The organism is Vibrio sp. D404a (assembly GCF_030248535.1).
Taxonomy (GTDB): Bacteria; Pseudomonadota; Gammaproteobacteria; order Enterobacterales; family Vibrionaceae; genus Vibrio.
Map to the genome: position 1 here is coordinate 144450 of NZ_JAHGAJ010000005.1, position 21142 is coordinate 165591.

The following is a 21142-nucleotide window of genomic DNA, read 5'->3' on the forward strand; positions in this document are numbered from 1 at the left end:
ATAACATATTGAAGCGTACAGTGTGTCTTAAATTTGAGATGTATTCACTCTCTTTATTAGTGGGTAAATTAACAATGGCTACTATTGAGTGGAATATTTTCTAAAAACATCCATAATGCACTCTGTTTTTCATTAGCTGGAATTGTCCTGTGACCACTGCAAAATTCTCTTCAATTGCCCTTAAGCCAGAACTTATTCAAACTCTGGATTCGTTGGGTTATACCGAAATGACACCCATTCAAGCATTGAGCTTGCCTTCTATTCTTGATGGTAAAGATGTCATCGGCCAAGGTAAAACGGGTTCAGGCAAAACCGCTGCCTTCGGTTTAGGTGTACTGCAAAACCTTCGCGTTAAGCGCTTCCGTGTTCAATCTTTGGTGCTATGTCCGACACGCGAGCTGGCAGACCAAGTGGCGAAAGAGATTCGTACACTGGCTCGTGGTATCCACAACATCAAAGTACTGACGCTTTGTGGTGGTATGCCGATGGGACCACAGATTGGTTCTCTAGAGCACGGTGCTCATATTTTAGTGGGTACGCCGGGCCGTATTCTTGACCACCTTGATCGTGGCCGTATCGACCTGTCTGAGCTAAATACTCTGGTTCTTGATGAAGCGGACCGTATGCTTGAGATGGGCTTCCAAGACGCTATCGACGCGGTGATTGAAGCGGCTCCAAAACAGCGCCAAACTTTACTGTTCAGTGCGACATTCCCGAAACAGATCAAGTCTATCGCTGATCGCATCATGAACAACCCAGAGATGGTGAAAGTGGAGTCGACGCACGACCACTCAAGCATCCAGCAACACTTCTACAAGCTAGAAGGTACAGAAGCGCGTGATGACGCGTTGGAGTTGCTACTACTTCATCATCAACCAGAGTCAGCGGTTGTATTCTGTAACACCAAAAAAGAAGTTCAGAACGTGACTGACGAACTGTCTCACCGTGGTTTCAGTGTGATTGAACTGCATGGCGACATGGAACAGCGCGAACGCGATCAGGCGTTGGTTCAGTTCTCAAACAAGAGTATCTCAATTCTGGTCGCAACAGATGTAGCTGCTCGTGGTCTGGATGTTGATAACCTAGACGCAGTATTTAACTTCGAATTGTCACGCGACCCTGAAGTTCACGTTCACCGCATTGGTCGTACTGGCCGTGCAGGCAGTAAAGGTGTGGCGATTAGCTTCTTCAGCGAAAAAGAGATGTACCGTGTGGCTCAAATCGATGAGTACATGGATATGCCAATTGAGTCGTCACAACTGCCGGCTAAACCTGTTGCGAAGCCATACTACTCAAATATGGTGACGATTCAGATTGATGGTGGTAAGAAAGCGAAATTGCGAGCGGGTGATATCCTAGGTGCATTGACAGGCCAAGGTGGTATTGATGGCAAGTCGGTAGGTAAGATTAACTTGTTTGCAATGCGTGCTTACGTGGCGATTGAGAAATCAGTAGCGAAAAAAGCACTGCGTAAGATTGAATCAGGGAAAATGAAGGGGCGTCAGTTCCGAGCTCGAATCCTGAAGTAATTCGAACGCAAAAATAAAAGTGACATCTTAGCGGCACTCTATAGTTTAAAGTGCCGTTAAGACAGTCGGTCAGTTTAAAAGCCTGAACACTTAACTTTTAAACTGACTGTGTCGCTAAGACAGCCCACCTATCTCTATTCGTCTGGGCGAATGGAATAGAGATCATTGATATGCTTACCCTCACCAAGATACCAGTTCATAGCTTCCTGACGGTTGTTCGCTAATATCCTTACTGTGGTTATTTTTCCATCTTCAAAATAGCAAAGCTCATATTCTATTTCGCTCGAATAATGAGGAATAGCGGCCATAGATTGCCTCCCAAATACTAACCTGCGATATTTTATGCAAGTATCATACCTTTTTGTATGTATAGTTGCTTATCAATTGGTCAATAAATTACGAAATTCATCACTGCCAACAATTATTTTATTTTAATCATTTACCCAAATAGAGAACTTGGCAAGTTCATCTCTCAATTTCTTTATAAATCCCACCAAACTCGAGGCAACAATCTAAACTATCAGTGAGCGAAAGTAACAGATAGAGTGGTTTGTATGAAATTTCATCGATATTTAACAGTCATATTGGCAAGCTTAGCCTTATTCGGCTGCGCCACTAAATTTGCCTACAACAATATTGATTGGTTTATTATCTCTTATATTGATGATCTCGTACCGCTAAGTTCAGCTCAGGAATCTGAACTGGAGAATCGCTTAGAGGTACTACAACAGTGGCATAAGAAGACTCAGCTTCCACTATATATTCAGCAAATCAATGACTTTCAGCAGCAACAGCGGCAAACAATCACCGCTGAGTTTATCGAACAGCAAAGCAATGACATTAGAACGCATATTCGAAGTATAGTGACGGAATTTTCACCGGATATATATGCATTGAGCCTGCAGCTATCGCCAAAACAAGATCAAACCTTCTTGAAAAACTTTAAGGCGAAACAACAAGAATATTATGACGAGCGACTCTCTTTAGAAGATAAAGAAGCGCGCGAATTTTATTCTGAGCGCGTGAAGAAAAGAGTCGAGCGTTGGCTAGGGGATATAACCCCTCAGCAAGATGCGATCATTAAAAATTGGGCAGAAGAGTGGGTGAATACTAATCAGGATTGGTATCAATACCAGCAGAATACTTATCAAGCGGTATCAGATTTGGTAGAGAGAAAAGCCGATTTACCCTTTGTACAAATGACGACCATGCAACTATTGCTCGACAACGCCTCTTATTATCCAGACACGCTTCCTGACAAACTTAAAAGCAACAATGAAATATCGGCTAAGTATTTGGTACAAATAGCCCAGTCGAGCAATGACACTCAATGGCAGCATTTCATGGATGAACTGGGCACACTTAAATCGACCTTGATTGATCTTCAAAAATAACCAACACCATCGCACCACGTATTGCATATTCATCATGCGCAGTGCGTAATGCTTAGTGTGTTTGGCTGTCGATTGTTATTACTGAATCATGACTGTTGAGTGTTGGTTTCTTCTCTCCACTGATCAGAGCCTACATTCGCCTTTGTCTCTCTAGCAGTTGTGATACCGCGGCTTTGCTGGTCTTTGATATTTTCTGCATCAAAGCGAAATCTGGTTTGGTAATACCGTGATGAGAGCCAAGCTCTTCCAACATCACTAGCCATAGTTTGGCTGTCATCTCTGAATCGGCTAAGGCTCGGTGAAAGGTTCCGTCGTTATCAATCTGTTTGTAGCGAACCAGATCACCGAGTTTATGCGTTGGTGCGTCTTGGATTAACCGACGTGCAATCAACATAGAGCAAGCGAACTGACCATCGTAGCCCTTGCGGATGAGGTCAAGCTCCGCATCAAGAAAGCGTTTATCGAATGAGGCATTGTGGGCGACCAGATGGCTACCTTGGATGAAATCCGCAAACTCTTCCATCACCACCTCACAAGACGGCGCTTGTCTAAGCATGTTATTGGTGATGCCTGTATAGCCTTCAATAAAACCGCTGACTCGAAAGCCGGGGTTCATCAACTGTTGAAACGTATCGACGACTTCGCCGTTTACCAACTTAACCGCACCAATTTCAATCGCGCGGTCGCCCATGTTAGGAGACAGGCCTGTTGTTTCAAAGTCGAGTACGATAACCGAGTGGGCTGAAGATGATGGCATAATGGTTCCTGGTGAAAATGGTTTAACGACGATGTTATTTGATGACAAGCTCGGTATAACCTGTCGACTCGTCATGTTCGCGGGTAAACGCGAGCTCTGGATAAGTGTGTAGGATAAGTTCAGCCGTTGTCGCGACGAACGTGCCCTCAAGCAGATGGCCGCCGATGACTTTTCCTTGCGCGTCAGCCACCGAGATGTGGATGTGCTGGTGGTTGGGTGTCAGAGTCCCCATTACAGAAACAATCTCAAATGGCGCGTCAATTCTTAGAGTCTTTTCAGCGTTGGCGAGGCGAAGATTGATGGTAGAGACACAACCGACACAAGAGGCAATTGAGCCCGCTGATATTTGGTGCTGATTAACTAACTCTTGAATCGACAGTTTGAGGTCTTGGCCTTTGGTCAGCCTGATTGCTATTGGCGTGATCATAGTGCTTCCTTAACTTAACGCTAGAAGGAAAACAAAAGCGAAGCCTAATGACTTCGCCTCGTTACTGCATGTGTTACTGCTGTTGCTCTCTTTTATGTTTTGGCACGAAGTTCAAAACAGAAATTGGCACAGGTTTACGCGGTTCAAACCCTTCAATTACGCGGCGCTCAATCAAATGACCGAGGCGCTTTTCAATGATGCATAGGTTTTTGAAATCATCTTTTGATAAGAATGAGATCGCTTCACCCGAAGCATCAGCACGACCAGTACGACCGATACGGTGAACATAATCATCCGCAGGGAACGGCAGGTCGTAGTTCACTACGCGAGTCAGGTTATCAATATCGATACCACGGGCAGCTACGCCTGTTGCTACTAGGAACTTCACGTTACCTTTCTTAAAGTCAGCCAGTACTTTCTCACGAATCGCTTGGCTGCGACCACTATGGAAAGATTCCGCGTGAATACCACGCTTTTCTAGTTGAGAGACCAGCTTAGCAGCGCCGTGTTTGGTTTCGATAAAGATAAGCGCTTGTTCCCAAGCACCTTCTTGGATCATGTGGCTTAATAGTGCCGATTTACGGTCTTTGTCTACTGTTACCAGCCACTGCTCGATGTTAGCTTTTGACGCTGAATGCTTGGCAATCGAGATCTCGTCCGCTTCTTGAACTGCACTCTTAGCCAGGTCTCTAACTGGGTTTGATAGGGTTGCCGAAAACAGCAAGTTTTGTACGTCTTGAGGTAGACGCGCAATGATCTTGTTGATGTCTTCAATGAAGCCCATGTCTAGCATGCGGTCAGCTTCATCAAGAACCAGAACTTCTACTTCTTCAAAGTACACTGCTTTTTGACCGTACATGTCGATCAGACGGCCTGGTGTCGCAACCAAGATATCAACACCTTCGATCAGGCGCTCTTTTTGGTGCTTGTATTCAACACCACCGTACATTGCCAATGAGGTCAGGTTCAGGTGCTTCGCATACTTTTTGATGTTGCGATCAACCTGAACGGCTAGCTCACGAGTTGGCGCTAAAATCACAGCACGAATGCGTTTTTTACGCTGAGTCGTCCCTTTGCTCAACATCTCCAAAATCGGCAGAACGAAGCTCGCGGTTTTACCCGTACCCGTTTGCGCTGCAGCGATAAGATTACGACCTGAAAGAACAATAGGGATCGCTTTTTCTTGGATGGATGTCGGTTTATCGTAGCCGAGTTCATTAACGGCTTTAACAATTGGGGAGCTTAATCCAAGTTTGGAAAATGGCATAAGGGTCTCAGTTAGGTTGGGCTGTATAAGCGGTGGTTTGAAACGTTCATCTAGATAAAGTCTATGACGACGCGGGGCATTCTACCACGTTGCTTGACTACTGCTAGTTTTATGGCGGCTTTAGTTAGATAATGCCAGCTCAATTGCTTAATCAAACCGCTCAACTAAGTGACAGGGAAGTATGGAAATCACCACCAACGAACGCGACGCCGTTTATAAGACCATTTTTTCACGCCGAGATGTTCGAGGCCAATTCCTACCAGACCCGATATCTGAAGAGGTGCTCAGGCGAGTGCTCACCGCAGCTCACCATGCACCAAGTGTCGGTTTCATGCAGCCATGGGACTTTATCGTGGTGCGAGATGCGGAAACCAAACAGAAGATAAAGCGTGGCTTTGATCAAGCTCATGCAGAGTCGGCAGAGATGTTTAGCGATGAAAGGCAAGCGCTCTATAAAAGATTGAAGCTAGAGGGTATTGTTGAGTCGCCAATTGGTATCTGCGTGACTTGCGACAGAAACCGAACTGGTCCGGTAGTTCTCGGTAGAACAATCAAGCAAGAGATGGACTTGTACAGTACTGTATGTGCGGTTCAAAACCTATGGTTGGCTGCAAGGGCAGAAAACCTAGGGTTAGGATGGGTGAGTATTATTCATGACTCTGCGTTGAGAGAGGCTCTGGAGATCCCAGAAGAGATCGATATCGTTGCTTACCTTTGTCTTGGTCATGTCGAGCACTTTAAGGATAAGCCTGAGTTAGAAACTTTGGGGTGGCTGCCACGACGTGACGTCCACTCGGTAATTCATGAAGGAAAGTGGAACCCTGAACAGGTCGAGCCCGCTCAGTCTGATAAATAGAACGAATAAAAAAGGGCTCTTAGAGCCCTTTTTTAATCAAGTTTCGGTGTCAGGCAGTTACTCTGCTGCTTGACCAGTCATTGATAGTGCTAGCGCTTCTGCGGCCTTGATACCATCAATACCCGCTGACAAGATACCACCTGCGTAACCAGCACCTTCACCTGCAGGGTAGAAGCCTTTCAGGTTGATGCTTTGGTAATCTTTACCGCGCTTGATGCAAACAGGAGAAGACGTACGAGTCTCAACACCTGTTAGTAGGCCATCTGCACTAGCAAAGCCTTTGATCTTCTTATCGAACGCTGGGATAGCTTCACGAATTGCTTCGATAGCGAAGTCAGGTAGCGCTTTAGAGATATCGGTTAGGTGGATACCCGGTGTGAATGATGGTTGGACATCACCTAGCTCGCTTGGATCGCGACCTTTCAAGAAGTCACCAATCTTCTGCGCTGGTGCATCGTAGTTTTCGCCACCTAGCACGTATGCGCCTGTTTCCAATTCGCGTTGGAAGCGGATACCTGCCAGTGGGTCACCTGGGTAATCGCGTTCAGGGTCAATGCCAACAACGATTGCACTGTTCGCATTACGCTCGGCACGCGAGTATTGGCTCATGCCGTTAGTTACCACGCGGCCTTCTTCAGAAGTCGCAGCAACAACAGTACCGCCAGGACACATACAGAAGCTGTAAACGGTACGGCCATTCTTACAGTGGTGAACCAGTTTGTAGTCCGCAGCCCCAAGGATTGGGTTGCCAGCATTTGGACCGAAACGCGCTTCATCAATCATTGATTGTTTGTGTTCAATACGGAAACCAACAGAGAATGGCTTCGCTTCCATGTAAACACCGCGTTCGTGCAGCATTTCAAATGTATCACGAGCACTGTGTCCTACCGCTAGGATAACGTGGCGAGATTTGATCTCTTCGCCGTTAGATAGGGTCAGGCCTGTGATTTGACCATCTTCCATGTGGATGTCGTCAACACGAGTGCTGAAGCGAATTTCGCCACCAAGCTCGATGATTTTCGCACGCATTTTTTCGATCATGGTAACCAGTTTAAAGGTACCGATGTGCGGCTTACTTACGTATAGGATTTCTTCAGGTGCACCTGCCGCAACAAACTCTTCGATAACTTTACGACCGTAGTGTTTTGGATCTTTTACTTGGCTGTATAGCTTACCGTCAGAGAATGTACCCGCGCCGCCTTCACCAAACTGTACGTTTGATTCTGTGTTCAGAGTACGTTTACGCCAGAAACCGAAGGTATCTTTAGTACGTTCACGAACTTCTTTACCACGCTCAACAACGATAGGCTTGAAGCCGCTTTGCGCTAGGATAAGCGCAGAGAAAAGACCACAAGGGCCGAAACCGATAACAACAGGGCGCTCAGTTAGGTTTTCAGGTGCTTGTGCAACAAACTTGTAAGCCATGTCTGGCGTTACTTTCACGTGAGGGTCGCTCACGAACTCTTCGAGTAGGGCTTCTTCGTTTTCTACAGCGACATCGAGAGTGTAGATAAGAAGGATCTTTGTTTTCTTACGAGCATCGTAGCCACGTTTAAAGATATTAAAAGAGATAACCTGATCAGCCGTGATACCCAGTTTCGCTTCAATTGCGTCTTGGATTTCGTGCTCTTCATGGTCGAGTGGAAGTTTAATTTCGGTTAAACGTATCATGTATAGATGTCTCGTTTTATAGGTGTCTTAGCTAGGCACTGCGGATCTCATCATAGTCGCTGAGGGAGTGCTTCGCTCACAATGGCGCGCATTTTACGAGAAATTGAATTCTCTGTCATACTAAATTGAAAACAGAAGCGAATTTGCGACGATATTACGCCGAGATGATATTGAATTTTGTCTTGGGACGAGTATTATCCCCATTCTTTAATTTTTGACTAACTTAAGAGCAGAGCATCATGGCATTTGTCGTAGGCGATAACTGTATCCAATGTAAATACACTGACTGTGTGGCCGTTTGTCCCGCAGACGCATTTCATGAAGGCCCGAACTTCATGGTAATCAACCCGATTGAGTGTATTGATTGTGGCCTGTGTGTACCTGAATGTGATGCCCAAGCCATCTACCAAGAAGATGAAGTGCCGGAAGATCAACAGATCTACATTGAGTTGAATGCCGAGTTAGCAGAGTTATGGCCGGTTCAGACGGAAGTTAGGCCTGCAATGGATGAAGCTGAAAAGTGGAATGGCGTGCCAGATAAGCTAGGTATGTTAGAGAAATAGAAAACTGAATGATTTAGAGGGTTGGTATGAAAATGCCAACCCTTTTTACTATCTCATGATACGAGATACGAGATACGAGATACGAGATACGAGATACGAGATTGATGTGATCGTCGTTGAGTTAAATTAACTGTGCTGACGACGCATGTTGTCGAGGATGATCCCTGTTGCCATCGCGACATTCAAAGACTCTGCTCCGCCAAAGGCTGGAATAGTGATCTTATCGGTCACAAACTTAGCTGCATGCTCACGAATGCCGTGAGATTCGCTACCCATCAACAGAATGCTATTAGCCGCAAATTCAGTGCGGTGAACACTCTCACCTTCAAGGAATGCGCCGTAAACAGGCAGGTTCGCTTGCTCTAGGTAGCTTGGTAGGTCTGTTTGGCTCACTTGCACTCGTCCAAAGCTGCCCATGGTTGCGCTGATGGTTTTCGGGTTGTAAGGATCCGCACAATCGCTGCTCGCAATAATGTGTTTGATGCCATACCAGTCTGCCACGCGAATAATCGTTCCTAGGTTACCCGGATCGGATACACCATCGAGTGCAATCATCAGCCCACTTGCTTTAGGTAGTTCAAACGATGGGATCTCAACCACAGCGATAGCGGCATTGTTGCTAACCAGTGTGCTAGCTTTGGTCAGATCATCTAAAGATGCTTCAACACAATCAAACCCTTTCAGTGCTGCTTGGTTGTGAGCCAAAAAGTCCGCAGTCGCAAACACATTCTTCACAACAAGATCGCTATCCATAAGCTCAAGTACGTTTTTTTCACCTTGAACAAGGAATAGACCGTGTGCTTTACGTTGTTTCTTTTGACCTAAAGCGCGAAGGAGTTTTAATTGGTTTTTTGAAATCATGTTTTTATCCTAGATATAAGCCCGCGCATTATAGAGCAAAGGTTAGGGAACACAAAGAGCAGAGCTGATTGCATGCCATATAAAATCATAAAGCGCACCTTTCGATGCGCTTTTGGTTTCAGTTTAGCCTTGTTATCACCACATAAGGTGGCGCGACCGCGAATTAATACGGTACTGGGTAGCGTCTGAACACGGTATTGATGTCAGTTAGGATCTCTTCTGACAAAGGTTTGCTGAATGCTGCGACATTTTCTTTCAGCTGATCTAGATTGGTTGCACCGATAATCGTCGATGTAACACCATCAACTTGGTTACACCATGCTAGAGCAAGTTGACTTGGAGTGAAGCCGTGTGTCTTTGCTACCTCGACGTACTCTTTGACTGCTGAGTTGGCTGTTTCGGTGTCACGGAATATGCCTTTGCGCTGCATGTAGGTCCAACGGCTTCCCGCAGGGCGTGCACCATCAATATACTTGCCGCTTAGCATACCAGCTGCCAACGGTGACCATGGTAGGTAGGCAACGTCTTCATGAACGCAGTTTTCAATCAAGTATGGCCAATCTTTGGCGTGCAGTAGGCTGAACTCATTTTGAATCGACACCATACGTGGCAGGTCGTGCTTATCACTCAGCTTAAGGTAAGTATTGATACCCCAAGTGGTGTCGTCGGATAGACCGCAGTGGCGAATCTTACCGGCTTTAATGCAGCTCGCCAGCGCTTGAAGAATCTCAAGCATCTGGTTCTCGTGTGCTTGACGATCGATATCGCTGAATGAAATGTGACCCGGGAAGTGCTTACTGAAGTGTGGCGTAGTGCGATTTGGCCAGTGCAACTGGTAAAGGTCGATATAGTCCGTGTTTAGGCGCTTTAAAGATGCATCAACGGCGGCGATAACTGCTTCACCCGTAATTGGACCGCCACCACGAACCCAAGGTAGGCCTGCGCCAGCAATCTTAGTCGCAATGATAAGTTCACTGCGGCGCTGTGGGTTGCGTGATAACCAGTCGCCAATAATCTCTTCTGTTTTGCCGTAAGTCTCTGGAGAAGGCGGAACCGCGTACATTTCAGCGGTATCAATGAAGTTGATCCCTTGGCTAAGGGCGTACTCGATCTGTTGGTCGGCTTGCTGTTGAGTATTTTGCAGGCCCCATGTCATGCTCCCAAGGCAGATACGAGAAACAGGAATTTGGCTGCTTCCTAACTTTGAATATTCCATTTGTTACTGGATTCCTATTGTTATACGTCCACCGCAGATGAGAGTTTTGCAAAGAGTTAAAACGCGAGTGGCGTGAGTTGGAATACAAATTAGTAACATAAAAATGCACACATCGGTACGGTTTTTAACGTGAAGTAAAGTGATTTGACGACAGGTTGACAGGGTGATCTAGAGCGCACCTAAATCGAGGAAATAGTGTGCAGTGAAGAAAGGGAGCGTGAGCAGTTTCCGAGATGGGGAAAACGGATGAGTTTGAAGAACATGAAAAACGAACGCCCTACATCAAGGGAAGTAGGGCGCGATACGGCTCTAAGTGAATGATTGCGTTGGACGAGCATTACTCGTCAGCCGTCATACCACCTTGCTGTTGAACCTGTCTTAAAGCTTCCTGTCTTTGAGATTCTTTGTCCGTCGATGCCGTTGTAACCTGATCCTCAGTCGCTTGAGGAGCAAAAACATAGTACTTATTGATAGTCATAATCGAACCCTCATGTAACGTATGACATAGTTTGCTCGAAGGATAAACTGTGATCATCATCCATTTTGTTCTTTTTTTAGGCTGAGAGCGGAGGGCGTAGAATGCGAACAAAACGACCGTTTATCATCCTCTTGCAATAAGTAACTGACGAAACCCTCTAATTTCAAGTATAGGAAGCCTCAATCATTTCGCAGAAAAATGATTTAGAGCAAATTGCTCATCATTGAGGGGCGTAAGATGAGCGTTCACACATCAACACCTACAAGACTACCTTTCTCAAATCTTAGTCTATTAGAATCATAATTATGTTGATGAATCAGTTAGTTAAATCCATGGTGAGAACAAGTTATGGAACAGTTAGTTGAACGTTTTCTTAAGTACGTTACCTTTGATACTCAATCTAATCCTTCGAATTCACAGTGCCCAAGTTCACCCGGGCAAATACCCTTTGCCGAAGTACTAAAAGAAGAGCTGATCTCGTTAGGGCTGAGCGATGTTAGCCTAGATAGCAATGGTTACTTGATGGCAAAACTGCCGTCGAATGTCGATTATCCAGTACCTGCGATTGGCTTTGTGGCGCACATGGACACCGCTCCTGATGCATCAGGAGCTAATGTAAAACCTCAAGTTATTCGTGATTACCAAGGTGGTGTCGTTGAGTTGGGAACCAGCGGCGAGTGCCTCGATCCTAACCAATACCCAGACCTGACCACACTGCATGGCCATGACCTTATTACTACCGATGGCACAACTCTGTTAGGCGCGGACAACAAAGCGGGTATTGCTGAGATTATTTCTGCGATCGCATTCCTTAAAGCCAACCCAGAGCTGAAACACGGTGATATTTGTATCGGCTTTACGCCTGATGAAGAGATCGGTCGTGGTGCTGACCTGTTCAACGTTGAAAAGTTTGGGGCAGAGTGGGCTTACACCATTGATGGTGGCCCTGTTGGTGAATTGGAGTTTGAAAACTTTAATGCATCAAGTGCAGATGTTATCTGTCATGGTGTCAACGTTCACCCTGGTACTGCCAAGGGCAAAATGGTCAATTCGATGAACATCGCAGCTCAATTCCAACTCATGATGCCAGCAGGAGAGACGCCAGAATGCACCGAAGGTTATGAAGGTTTCTATCACCTTAAATCTGCAGAGATGGGCGTGGCTCGTTCAGAACTGGGTTATATCATCCGTGACTTCGAACGAGAAGGCGTAGAGCATCGTAAAGTCTTCATGCAGCAAAAAGTGGATGAGCTAAACAGCCGTTTAGAGAAAGGCAGTGTCGAGTTAGTGTTAACCGACAGCTATTTCAATATGAAAGAGATGGTCGAACCGCATCAACACATTATTGAGTTAGCGAAGCAGGCGATGATCACTTGTGACGTAGAGCCGATGATCAAGCCAATTCGTGGCGGTACCGATGGCGCACGTCTCTCTTTCATGGGGCTACCTTGTCCAAATATTTTCACTGGCGGCTACAACTTCCACGGTATCCATGAGTTCATTACGGTTCAGGGTATGGAGCTTGCTGTTAAGGTGATCGTAGAGCTATCACAAAGTACTGCGGCACATTATCAAAAATAAGATAACAATTAGTGCTATATCCCTTTGTATTTTAGAGAGTATTCATTAATACTTTCTAAAAGTGTAAGGGAGTAAGCGATGAAAAAATTGATACTACTTTGCACCCACCTTGCCGTGGGTGCTATTGGTTTTGGCCTTGGTGTTTATGCGTTGCCTATTTTGATAGAGCCTGAATCCCCGTCGGTGAACTCCGTGCAAGCCATTACCCAGCAAGCGGTATTGAGTGGGGAGTTTACCAAAGACCGTCAAGACAGTGATTTCCTTCATTGGGGGGAAGGGGTGGTTTCGATCACGGAAGACGCGATTGCTTTTGAAGGTGAGTTGGCTCCGGGTCCAGACTATAAACTCTATTTGTCGCCCACTTATGTTGAAACCGAAGCTGCTTTCAATGAACTAAAGCCGACGATGCTTAAAGTGGGGGATGTGAAAACGTTTGATCGCTTTATGCTGAGTTTGCCACAAGGGACAGATCTCACTCCGTATAATACGGTTGTGATTTGGTGTGAAACTTTTGGTGAGTTTATTACTTCTGCAAAGATTAAATGATAGCCTAGAGACAGCCGTTTCTAACTAATGAAAACGCTCAATGATTGGGCGTTTTTTTGTAGGTTAAGTCATCATCATTCCAAAGGAAGTAATAATGGAAAAAATGTGGCAAGTGATTGATTTCTTGTTGGCAAACAAAGGCCTGTTTAGTGCGTTAATCATCGCTGTAATTTTAATCATCCGCCGAATGACCTTATCTCAAATTCGTGGTGACGTTGCCTTTCTCTCTGAGAAGCAGCGCAACTGGATGTCTCGCACCAAGAATGGCACCTTCGCCATTATCGTGATAACTCTCTTTATTCTCTGGCAGTCAGAAATTAGCGAATTTGCGCTGTCATTGACGGCGATTGCGGTCGCGATTGTGGTTGCATCGAAAGAGATCATCCTCTGTTTCACCGGTTCAATACAAAGAGCCAGCTCTCGTTCGTTTCGCATTGGTGATTGGATTGAGGTGGGCAAGATCAGTGGTGAAGTGATTGAGCACAACATGATGGCGACGGTCATTCAAGAGATTGACCTCTACCATGGGCAATATCACTACACTGGTAAAACAGCGACGCTGCCTAACAGCATGTTTTTTACTTATCCGGTAAAAAATCTCAACTTCATGAATCGCTACGTTTACCATGACTTCTCAATCGTGGTGAGAGACTTCGTTAACCTGTACCCGTTGATCCCGGGGTTAATCAAACAAATTGAAGCACACAGTGAAGAGTTTATTGAAGTCGCTCGTCGATACAATGCGGTCATTGAGCGCCATGCCGGTGTTGATCTTCCGGGTTCAGAACCTCATGTTCATGTGACCAGTGGAGCAACTGGAGAACAAATCGTGCACTTCATGATTTTCTGTCCAACGGAGCAGGCATCGCATTTAGAACAAGAGATTCGTCGCGACTTTATGGAAATCTATACTCAAGCGTTCCCTGAGAAAGAGTAATTTTGGCTTCCTGCTGATTGAATAACAAAAAGCCGATGACAGCGAAACTGTTATCGGCTTTTTTAGTATTAAAGCGTTATTTGAATAAGCTTGTCAGATTCTTGGTTAATCGAGTTCTTCTACTGGTAACCAATCAACTTGTACGCCTGCTTGTTCGAACATGTCTTGGCTGACTTTGATTTTGTCGCCCCAACGAGACAGAAAATCTTCACTTTGTGCTGGGCAGTGAACAGCAGAAATACCGGTTTGAATGATCTTCGCTGCGCAATTCGGGCACGGGAAGTGTGTCACCCAGATCTCACAACCATCCAGATCTCGCTTAGCAAAAAGAATCGCATTCTCTTCTGCGTGCAATGTTTTCAGATACTTCATCTCGCGATCATCGGTGTCAGCGCTGTCAGATACGCCATGTGGGTACCCGTTGAAGCCAACAGAAACGATGCGGTTGTGCTTGGTAATTACAGCACCTACTTGAGTTGAAGGGTCCTTGCTCCATGAGCCGACCAACTCTGCCATTTGGTAAAAACGCTTAGCCCATTTTGAAATCATGTACATTACCTTAACGATGTATAAGACATATTTTAGATCTGAAGAGTCATCATGTTAGACAATATCCCTGAAGACTAAAAGCCTAAGTCTAAGATTTCCTGTAAAAATGTAACATATTTGTAAGTCATTTATGTGCATCTAGTTTCCATTTACATGCTGAAACATTTTGATGGGTAATAATTGATATTCCTCGGACAATCGTCGCAATTGTGTTACGTAAATTTTTATACTGTTCTATTTTTAACTAGCGACGGTATACCAATGCGTAAAAAGCTACTCCTGACCGCTCTGGCCAGCTCTATGATCCTTGTTGGCTGTGGGCAAGATGCCCAAAACGCCAAACAAGCGCCTTTACCTCTCGTAGCAGTACAGGATGTGAATGTTATTCCTCATCAACAAAGTAAGTCTTATATTGGACGTATTGAAGCTGTAGAAGACACAGCTATTACGGCTCAGGTATCTGGCTACCTGCAAAACCGTCACTTCAAAGAAGGACAAATGGTTGAGAAAGGCCAACTGCTTTACACCATTGAGCCTTCTTCTTTTGAAGCGCAAGTTGCGAGTGCCAAAGCGTCGGTAGCACAAGCAAATGCTAACCTTAAAAAAGCGGAACTCGATTTCAATCGTGGTAAGAACCTACTTCCAAAAGGCAGTATTTCTCAATCTGAGTTCGATGCTCTTACCGCTGCGCTACTTGGCGCTCAGGCACAACTAGAAGCAAATCAAGCTCAGTTAAACTCTGCCAACGTTCAACTTTCTCATACCCGTATTGAAGCGCCATTTTCTGGCCGTATCAGTGACAGCAAAGTGAGCACCGGTGATTTGGTTTCCCCTTCTTCTGGCGTGTTAACTACACTAGTGAGCCTAGACCCAGTTCATGCTGCATTTAGCATCAGTGAGCGTGAGCGTTTGGCACTAGGTATGGACCGTATTGAAGGCGATGGCAGCAGCGATACTGATCGTGTTGAGGTTCAGATCATTCTAGAAAATGGTGAGGCGTTTGAGCATCTAGGTAAGCTGGACTTCCTAGGCAATCGTATCAACCTAAACACGGGTACGATCGCGATGCGTGCGATTGCTGATAACCCAAACCAGCAGCTTCTGCCAGGTCAACACGTTCGCGTGAACCTGCGTGACAAACAAGAGATCGACGTTGTGACTATTCCTCGTCGTGCTGTTCAAACTGACCTTGAAGGTGACTTTGTGATGGTGCTTGTGGAAGGGGAGGGCGCGCCAGTAGCAGAGCGTCGTAACATCGATATGGGTCGTCAGGTTGAAGGCGGTGTGATTGTGCACTCGGGTCTTGAAAAAGACGATGCGATCATTACACAGGGCCTACAGCGCGTAAGAAATGGAATGTCAGTGCGTATTCAGCCTTCAGCTTCTGAGAAAGCAGAGTAAGGGGCACAAGTATGCTAAGTCGTTTCTTTATTCAAAGGCCTAAGTTTGCCCTTGTTATCTCGATTATTCTGACACTGGCGGGGGCTATCTCTTTGGCTATCCTGCCAGTTGCAGAGTACCCAAAAATCAGCCCACCATCGGTGAGTGTTTCTGCATTCTACACAGGTGCAAGTGCTGAGGTTGTGGAACAGGCGATAGCCGACCCCATAGAAACCTCGGTCAACGGTGTAGAAGACATGATCTACATGTCATCAAAGAGTGCGAATGATGGTTCATACAACCTTAACGTGACCTTTGATGTAGGTACTGATCCAGACATGGCTCAGGTTAACGTACAAAACCGTGTAGCACAGATCGAATCTAAGCTTCCTCAAGAAGTAAGAATGGTCGGTGTGACGGTGAAAAAGCGTTCCCCAGACCTTTTGATGGTACTGAACTTCTACTCACCAGACGGTAAGTACGATGACCAGTTCCTGATCAACTACGTTAACCTCAACATTAAAGACCAACTGGCTCGTGTAAGCGGTATCAGTGAAGTTAACGTGTTAGGTGGTGGCGAATACGCGATGCGTGTTTGGTTAGACCCTGAAAAAATGGCTAACCTAAACCTGACCACAACCGATGTATATGCGGCTTTGGCCGAGCAGAACGTTCAGGTTGCTGCAGGTCGTATCGGTGCAGCACCTTACAGCAACCCTCAAGAAGTTCAGTTCAACTTGGTGACCAAAGGCCGCCTAGAGACTGCGGACGAGTTTGAGAATGTGGTACTGCGCGCAAGCCAAGACGGTTCAACGGTTTACCTTAAAGATGTGGCTCGTGTTGAGCTAGGTAAGAAGTTCTACGATGGTAACGGTAAGTACCGTGGCCAAGACGCTTCTATCGTCACCTTGTCACTGCAATCTGACGCGAACGCGCTAGAGAGTGGTAAAGCAGTAATGGCGATGCTTGAGAACCTTAGCCATAACTTCCCTGAAGGGGTGGCCTATGAGACGAGCTACGACACCACAGTGTTCGTTGCCGAGTCGATCAAGGGCGTAGTAAAAACCCTAATTGAAGCTATCTTGTTGGTAATCGCAGTAACTTACCTGTTCTTGGGCAGTGCGCGTGCCACCTTGATCCCTGTTGTGGCTATTCCGGTATCCTTGATTGGTACCTTTGCCGTAATGCAGATGACTGGCTTTACTATCAACACGGTAACCCTGTTTGGTTTGATCCTCGCGATTGGTATCGTGGTGGATGATGCAATTCTGGTTATTGAGAACGTTGATACCACTATGGCCAAAGATCCAACTATCTCTCCTCGTAAAGCAACACTGATTGCGATGAAAGAGGTAACTGGACCAATCATCACCTCTACCTTAGTATTGCTTGCGGTATTTATTCCTGTAGCCATGCTTCCGGGTATCACCGGCATTATGTATCGCCAGTTCGCACTGACTATTTGTATCGCGGTTGTGATTTCGTCTATCAACGCACTAACGCTATCTCCTGCATTGTGTTCTCTGGTTCTCAAACAGGGCGGTGGTAACACTGCGCGCTGGTACCAAGCATTCAACCGTGGTTTAGAAAGTGTAACTAAGAAGTACGGTCAAGTGGCAGGCTTCCTTGTTAAGAAAGGTGTGCTGCTATTTACGTTCTTCGTGGTGGCATTGGCAGCGGTAACTTACTTCTCGAAGACAACATCAACGGCGTTTGTTCCTCAGGAAGATAAAGGTATCTTGCTGGTGAACGTCCAGCTTCCTGATGCTGCTTCTTTGTCTCGTACTGAAGAAGTGACTGAGCATTTGCTGGAAATGGTTGAGCAAGAGCCAGGTGTTGATGGTGTAACGCTAGTAAATGGTTATGCCTTCATGACAGGTGCATCAGCATCAAATGGTGCGTCGCTGTTTATCAAACTGCACGATTGGGATATGCGTAATGCACTTGATGGAGAGCATTCAGCACAAGCGATTTCTCAGCGAATTAACGGTCGTGCTGCGATGGAGCTACCACAAGCGGTAGTATTCGCGATGGGACCTCCGGCAGTTCCGGGTATGGGCGCAGCGTCTGGCTTTGAGTTTGTACTAGAAGATACCTTGGGTCGTAGCCGAAGCGATCTTGCGATGGTAATGGATGATGTGATTCAGAAAGCGAATCAACAGCCAGAGATCGCTCGTACCTTTAGTACATTCCGTGCCAACGTACCTCACTACTACGTAGACATTGACCGTGAAAAAGCGCAACAACTAGGTATTCCTCTGTCTGAAATCTTCCAGACGCTACAAGGCAACCTAGGTTCGCTATACGTGAATGACTTCACCATGTTTGGTAAAAACTTCCGTGTAACAATGCAAGCGGATAGTGATCACCGAAGCAGCATGGATGACCTTCAACGCTTCCACGTACGTTCTTCGTCGGGTGAAATGATCCCACTGAGTACGCTTGTGACGCACGAACAGATCTTTGAGCCGGACGTAGCATGGCGTTACAACATGTACCGTAGTGCGGTTATTCAAGGTCAGCCAGCTCCGGGTTACTCAAGTGGTGATGCGATTGCTGCGATGGAACGTGTCGCTGCTGAAGTTCTGCCACAAGGCTACCAATACGAATGGACGGGTATGGCATACCAAGAAGTGCTAGCGGGTAACCAAGCTATCTTTGCGTTCGCATTGGCATTGATCTTCATTTACCTGTTCATGGTTGCTCAGTACGAGAGTTGGACGATACCTGTCGCCATCATACTCGTTGTACCGGTGGCGACCTTGGGCTCCTTCTTGGCGCTCAACCTAACGGGGACACCGTTGAACTTGTATGCGCAGATAGGTCTGGTTCTGCTCATAGCGCTCGCCGCGAAGAACGCAATCTTGATTGTGGAATTCGCGAAAGTAGAGCGTGAAGAGAAAGATGCGCCTATCGATGATGCAGCAGTGAAGGGTGGTACTCTACGTTTCCGCGCGGTAAACATGACATCTTGGTCGTTTATCTTGGGTATCTTCCCGTTGATCTTCGCTGCAGGTGCGGGTCACGTAAGTCAAAACTCACTGGGTATCTCGCTGATTGGTGGCCTGTTATGTGTGTTGTTGGCAGGTACGTTCCTCATCCCTGGCTTCTACGCCTTCGTTCAGCGCAAGCGTGAGAAAGCACATGGTGGAAATACCAAACTTATTCCTCTCGACGATGAATAACGCAGTTTAAGATTAACCACATGAAACAAAAGGCTTAGCATTTGCTAGGCCTTTTTTATATCTAAACAGAATATAAACCCTCTCTTATATGCCAATTCTCTAAATATATCACTGAGTTTATACTCTAAACTTGTTCTTCTAATAAAATAGTGTTTTTTATATAAGTATTTGTTTTGTAATTAAATAGTGACTTTCAGTGAACGTGTGTATGCTCGAAAAAGTTTGCACAATATTGTGAAGTGTTTCAAAATTAGCGGGTTAAGTTGAATTTTTTGTGCATTGAGGTTCTTATGAAGGTCATTGATTTATTTAAACACCGTAGTGATAGTGTTTCGTCACAGCACTCAGAGTTTATGCAATGGATGTCTCCAACTCTAAGAGAGTATTGGGGCGACTTTCTGAACCGCACGCAAAACAGCCACTTCTTTGCTTGGGTGCGTGATCATCACCAACCAGCAGTTAATGAAGATGCACCAGTTAAGCCGGTAGAGGTCACGCCAGTAGAGAAGCCGATCGAGCTTAAGCCTGCAGCACAAGCGGTTTATGATGAGCTATCTGCGCAAATTGGTGAAGTGATCCACACGGGTGACTGGATCCATGTAGGCCAAGAACGCATCAACCAGTTTGGCGAAGTGACAGAAGATATGCAGTGGATTCACACGAACCCTGAAAAAGCAGAATCTGATTCACCGTTCAAGACGACTATTGCACACGGCTTCTTGACTCTTTCTCTGCTTCCGCGTCTAACAGACAGCGTCGATCCAGATAAGTCTCAATTCCCGACCGCCAAAATGGTGGTGAACATTGGTTTAAACCAAGTGCGTTTCCCATACCCTGTGAAATCAGGCAACAATGTACGCGCAAAAAGCACATTAACTAAAGTGACACCTATCCGCAAAGGTCTTGAGATTGAGCGCGAGATTCGCGTAGAGATTGAAGGCGTAAGACGCCCGGGTGCTGTGGTTGTTTCAGTTATTCAACTGCACTTCTAAACCAGAATTGGTTTTACAAGAACAAAAAAAGAGAGAGCTTAGGCTCTCTCTTTTCGTTTTTGGTGAGTATTATTTTACTCGCGTGTAACCGTATTCTTCGATTAAGTCTTGACCCTGTTTCGAAGTCACAAACTTAACAAAGTCTTTGCCTTCATCAGAGAATGACTCTTTCTTGTATAGGATTAAGAATGGTCGAGCAAGTTCATAGCTGTGGTTCGAAATGTTTTTCGATGTTGGTTCAACACCCTCGAATGTGATGGCTTTGATTGAGCGATCGATAGAGCCAACAGAAACGAAACCAATGGCATGTGGGTTATGGTTAACAATGGTTTTCACCATGCTGTTGCTGTTTACCACAAGGTTGTTTGGATTGATGTCTGAAACCTGACGGTCGTTGATGATCTTGGTCAGCCCCATCAAGCTTTCGAAACTATAACGAGAACCTGAAGACGCCTCACGAGTCACAACCGCGATAGGCTGGTCAGCACCGCCAATTTCTTTCCAGTTCGTTACCTTACCTTTGTAGATATTGAACAACTGCTCACGAGTAATGTTTGAGATAGCATTTGAACGGTTGATAACAACAGCCAAGCCGTCATAAGCGATTGGCTTAACTGCAAGGTCATCTGTCTGCTCTTGGTCGGTCAAGTTACGTGAGCTCATACCGATGTCAGAAACACCTTTGTTCACCATCGTGATACCGGCCGTTGAACCAATACCTTGAACTGCAATGTAGTTGTCTGGGTGTGTCTTATTGTACTCTTCGGCTAAGACGTCCATAACACGAGCGACAGAGGTCGAGCCTGAAATCGTGGTTTCTTGCGCGAAAACGGTTTGAGAAGACAAAGCTAGGGATAAAAGAGAGGCAAGAGCGACTCGTAACATATACAACTCCTATTAGATTACATTTGCCGCATATCATAGGTAGTAAATATGACATTTTTGTGAAACTT

Annotated in this window: 20 protein-coding genes; 10 read left to right on the plus strand and 10 right to left on the minus strand. The window is 45.8% G+C overall.

Annotated features, from left to right (window positions below; all coding sequences use genetic code 11):
• The first annotated feature begins 149 nt into the window (after positions 1-149).
• Entirely contained in the window at positions 150-1529 is a 1380-nt protein-coding gene (gene dbpA / locus KI655_RS03445) for an ATP-dependent RNA helicase DbpA (protein WP_285401757.1), read from the plus strand.
• Between the two features lie 134 nt (positions 1530-1663).
• Here dbpA and KI655_RS03450 read toward each other — a convergent pair whose 3' ends face one another.
• The gene (locus KI655_RS03450) at positions 1664-1837 is read right to left on the minus strand and encodes a hypothetical protein (RefSeq protein WP_032550409.1); all 174 of its coding nucleotides are present in this window, start codon (positions 1835-1837) and stop codon (positions 1664-1666) included.
• A 246-nt stretch (positions 1838-2083) separates the two neighbouring features.
• Between KI655_RS03450 and KI655_RS03455 the strand changes: the two genes are divergently transcribed.
• Positions 2084-2923, plus strand: a complete 840-nt coding sequence (locus KI655_RS03455) for a DUF6279 family lipoprotein (protein WP_285401759.1) — start codon at positions 2084-2086, stop codon at positions 2921-2923.
• Between the two features lie 130 nt (positions 2924-3053).
• Here KI655_RS03455 and KI655_RS03460 read toward each other — a convergent pair whose 3' ends face one another.
• From KI655_RS03460 to KI655_RS03470, 3 genes are all read right to left on the minus strand, one after another.
• Complete coding sequence (locus KI655_RS03460) at positions 3054-3680, minus strand: PolC-type DNA polymerase III (RefSeq protein ID WP_285401761.1); 627 nt, start codon at positions 3678-3680, stop codon at positions 3054-3056.
• A 34-nt stretch (positions 3681-3714) separates the two neighbouring features.
• Positions 3715-4107 carry a PPC domain-containing DNA-binding protein gene (locus KI655_RS03465; RefSeq protein ID WP_285401763.1) on the minus strand — a complete coding sequence of 131 codons (393 nt, stop codon included), beginning with the start codon at positions 4105-4107 and terminating at the stop codon, positions 3715-3717.
• Between the two features lie 73 nt (positions 4108-4180).
• On the minus strand, positions 4181-5374 hold the full coding sequence (locus tag KI655_RS03470; protein WP_285401765.1) for a DEAD/DEAH box helicase: 1194 nt from the start codon (positions 5372-5374) through the stop codon (positions 4181-4183).
• A 181-nt stretch (positions 5375-5555) separates the two neighbouring features.
• Between KI655_RS03470 and bluB the strand changes: the two genes are divergently transcribed.
• Positions 5556-6230: a 5,6-dimethylbenzimidazole synthase gene (gene bluB / locus KI655_RS03475; protein ID WP_285401767.1), complete on the plus strand. Its 675-nt coding sequence runs from the start codon at positions 5556-5558 to the stop codon at positions 6228-6230.
• 57 nt (positions 6231-6287) lie between these two features.
• On the opposite strand, the gene KI655_RS03480 is transcribed toward bluB, so the two are convergent.
• Positions 6288-7901: an NAD(P)/FAD-dependent oxidoreductase gene (locus KI655_RS03480; RefSeq protein ID WP_032550402.1), complete on the minus strand. Its 1614-nt coding sequence runs from the start codon at positions 7899-7901 to the stop codon at positions 6288-6290.
• Positions 7902-8140: 239 nt separating this feature from the next.
• On the opposite strand from KI655_RS03480, the gene fdxA reads away from it, so the two are divergent.
• Entirely contained in the window at positions 8141-8464 is a 324-nt protein-coding gene (gene fdxA / locus KI655_RS03485; RefSeq protein WP_285401769.1) for a ferredoxin FdxA, read from the plus strand.
• 126 nt (positions 8465-8590) lie between these two features.
• Here the strand turns inward: fdxA and KI655_RS03490 are convergent, their stop codons facing one another.
• From KI655_RS03490 to KI655_RS03500, 3 genes are all read right to left on the minus strand, one after another.
• Positions 8591-9325 carry an RNA methyltransferase gene (locus KI655_RS03490; protein WP_285401771.1) on the minus strand — a complete coding sequence of 245 codons (735 nt, stop codon included), beginning with the start codon at positions 9323-9325 and terminating at the stop codon, positions 8591-8593.
• Positions 9326-9488: 163 nt separating this feature from the next.
• On the minus strand, positions 9489-10541 hold the full coding sequence (locus KI655_RS03495) for an aldo/keto reductase (RefSeq protein WP_285401773.1): 1053 nt from the start codon (positions 10539-10541) through the stop codon (positions 9489-9491).
• A gap of 337 nt (positions 10542-10878) precedes the next feature.
• Positions 10879-11019 carry a hypothetical protein gene (locus tag KI655_RS03500; protein WP_285401775.1) on the minus strand — a complete coding sequence of 47 codons (141 nt, stop codon included), beginning with the start codon at positions 11017-11019 and terminating at the stop codon, positions 10879-10881.
• 348 nt (positions 11020-11367) lie between these two features.
• On the opposite strand from KI655_RS03500, the gene pepT reads away from it, so the two are divergent.
• From pepT to KI655_RS03515, 3 genes are all read left to right on the plus strand, one after another.
• Positions 11368-12600 (plus strand): peptidase T, encoded by a 1233-nt coding sequence (gene pepT, locus KI655_RS03505; protein WP_285401777.1) that lies wholly within the window; start codon positions 11368-11370, stop codon positions 12598-12600.
• A 78-nt stretch (positions 12601-12678) separates the two neighbouring features.
• Positions 12679-13146 (plus strand): DM13 domain-containing protein, encoded by a 468-nt coding sequence (locus tag KI655_RS03510; RefSeq protein ID WP_285401779.1) that lies wholly within the window; start codon positions 12679-12681, stop codon positions 13144-13146.
• A 94-nt stretch (positions 13147-13240) separates the two neighbouring features.
• Positions 13241-14083: a mechanosensitive ion channel family protein gene (locus KI655_RS03515; protein WP_285401781.1), complete on the plus strand. Its 843-nt coding sequence runs from the start codon at positions 13241-13243 to the stop codon at positions 14081-14083.
• Positions 14084-14188: 105 nt separating this feature from the next.
• Here the strand turns inward: KI655_RS03515 and KI655_RS03520 are convergent, their stop codons facing one another.
• On the minus strand, positions 14189-14632 hold the full coding sequence (locus KI655_RS03520; RefSeq protein WP_285401783.1) for a dCMP deaminase family protein: 444 nt from the start codon (positions 14630-14632) through the stop codon (positions 14189-14191).
• A 261-nt stretch (positions 14633-14893) separates the two neighbouring features.
• On the opposite strand from KI655_RS03520, the gene KI655_RS03525 reads away from it, so the two are divergent.
• The 3 genes from KI655_RS03525 to KI655_RS03535 all read left to right on the plus strand — a co-directional run bounded on the left by KI655_RS03525 (position 14894) and on the right by KI655_RS03535 (position 20189).
• Positions 14894-16033, plus strand: a complete 1140-nt coding sequence (locus KI655_RS03525; RefSeq protein WP_285401785.1) for an efflux RND transporter periplasmic adaptor subunit — start codon at positions 14894-14896, stop codon at positions 16031-16033.
• A gap of 11 nt (positions 16034-16044) precedes the next feature.
• Positions 16045-19197: an efflux RND transporter permease subunit gene (locus KI655_RS03530; protein ID WP_285401786.1), complete on the plus strand. Its 3153-nt coding sequence runs from the start codon at positions 16045-16047 to the stop codon at positions 19195-19197.
• Positions 19198-19487: 290 nt separating this feature from the next.
• Positions 19488-20189 (plus strand): MaoC family dehydratase, encoded by a 702-nt coding sequence (locus KI655_RS03535; RefSeq protein WP_285401788.1) that lies wholly within the window; start codon positions 19488-19490, stop codon positions 20187-20189.
• Between the two features lie 69 nt (positions 20190-20258).
• Here KI655_RS03535 and KI655_RS03540 read toward each other — a convergent pair whose 3' ends face one another.
• Complete coding sequence (locus KI655_RS03540) at positions 20259-21074, minus strand: phosphate ABC transporter substrate-binding protein (RefSeq protein ID WP_285401790.1); 816 nt, start codon at positions 21072-21074, stop codon at positions 20259-20261.
• Positions 21075-21142: the final 68 nt, after the last annotated feature.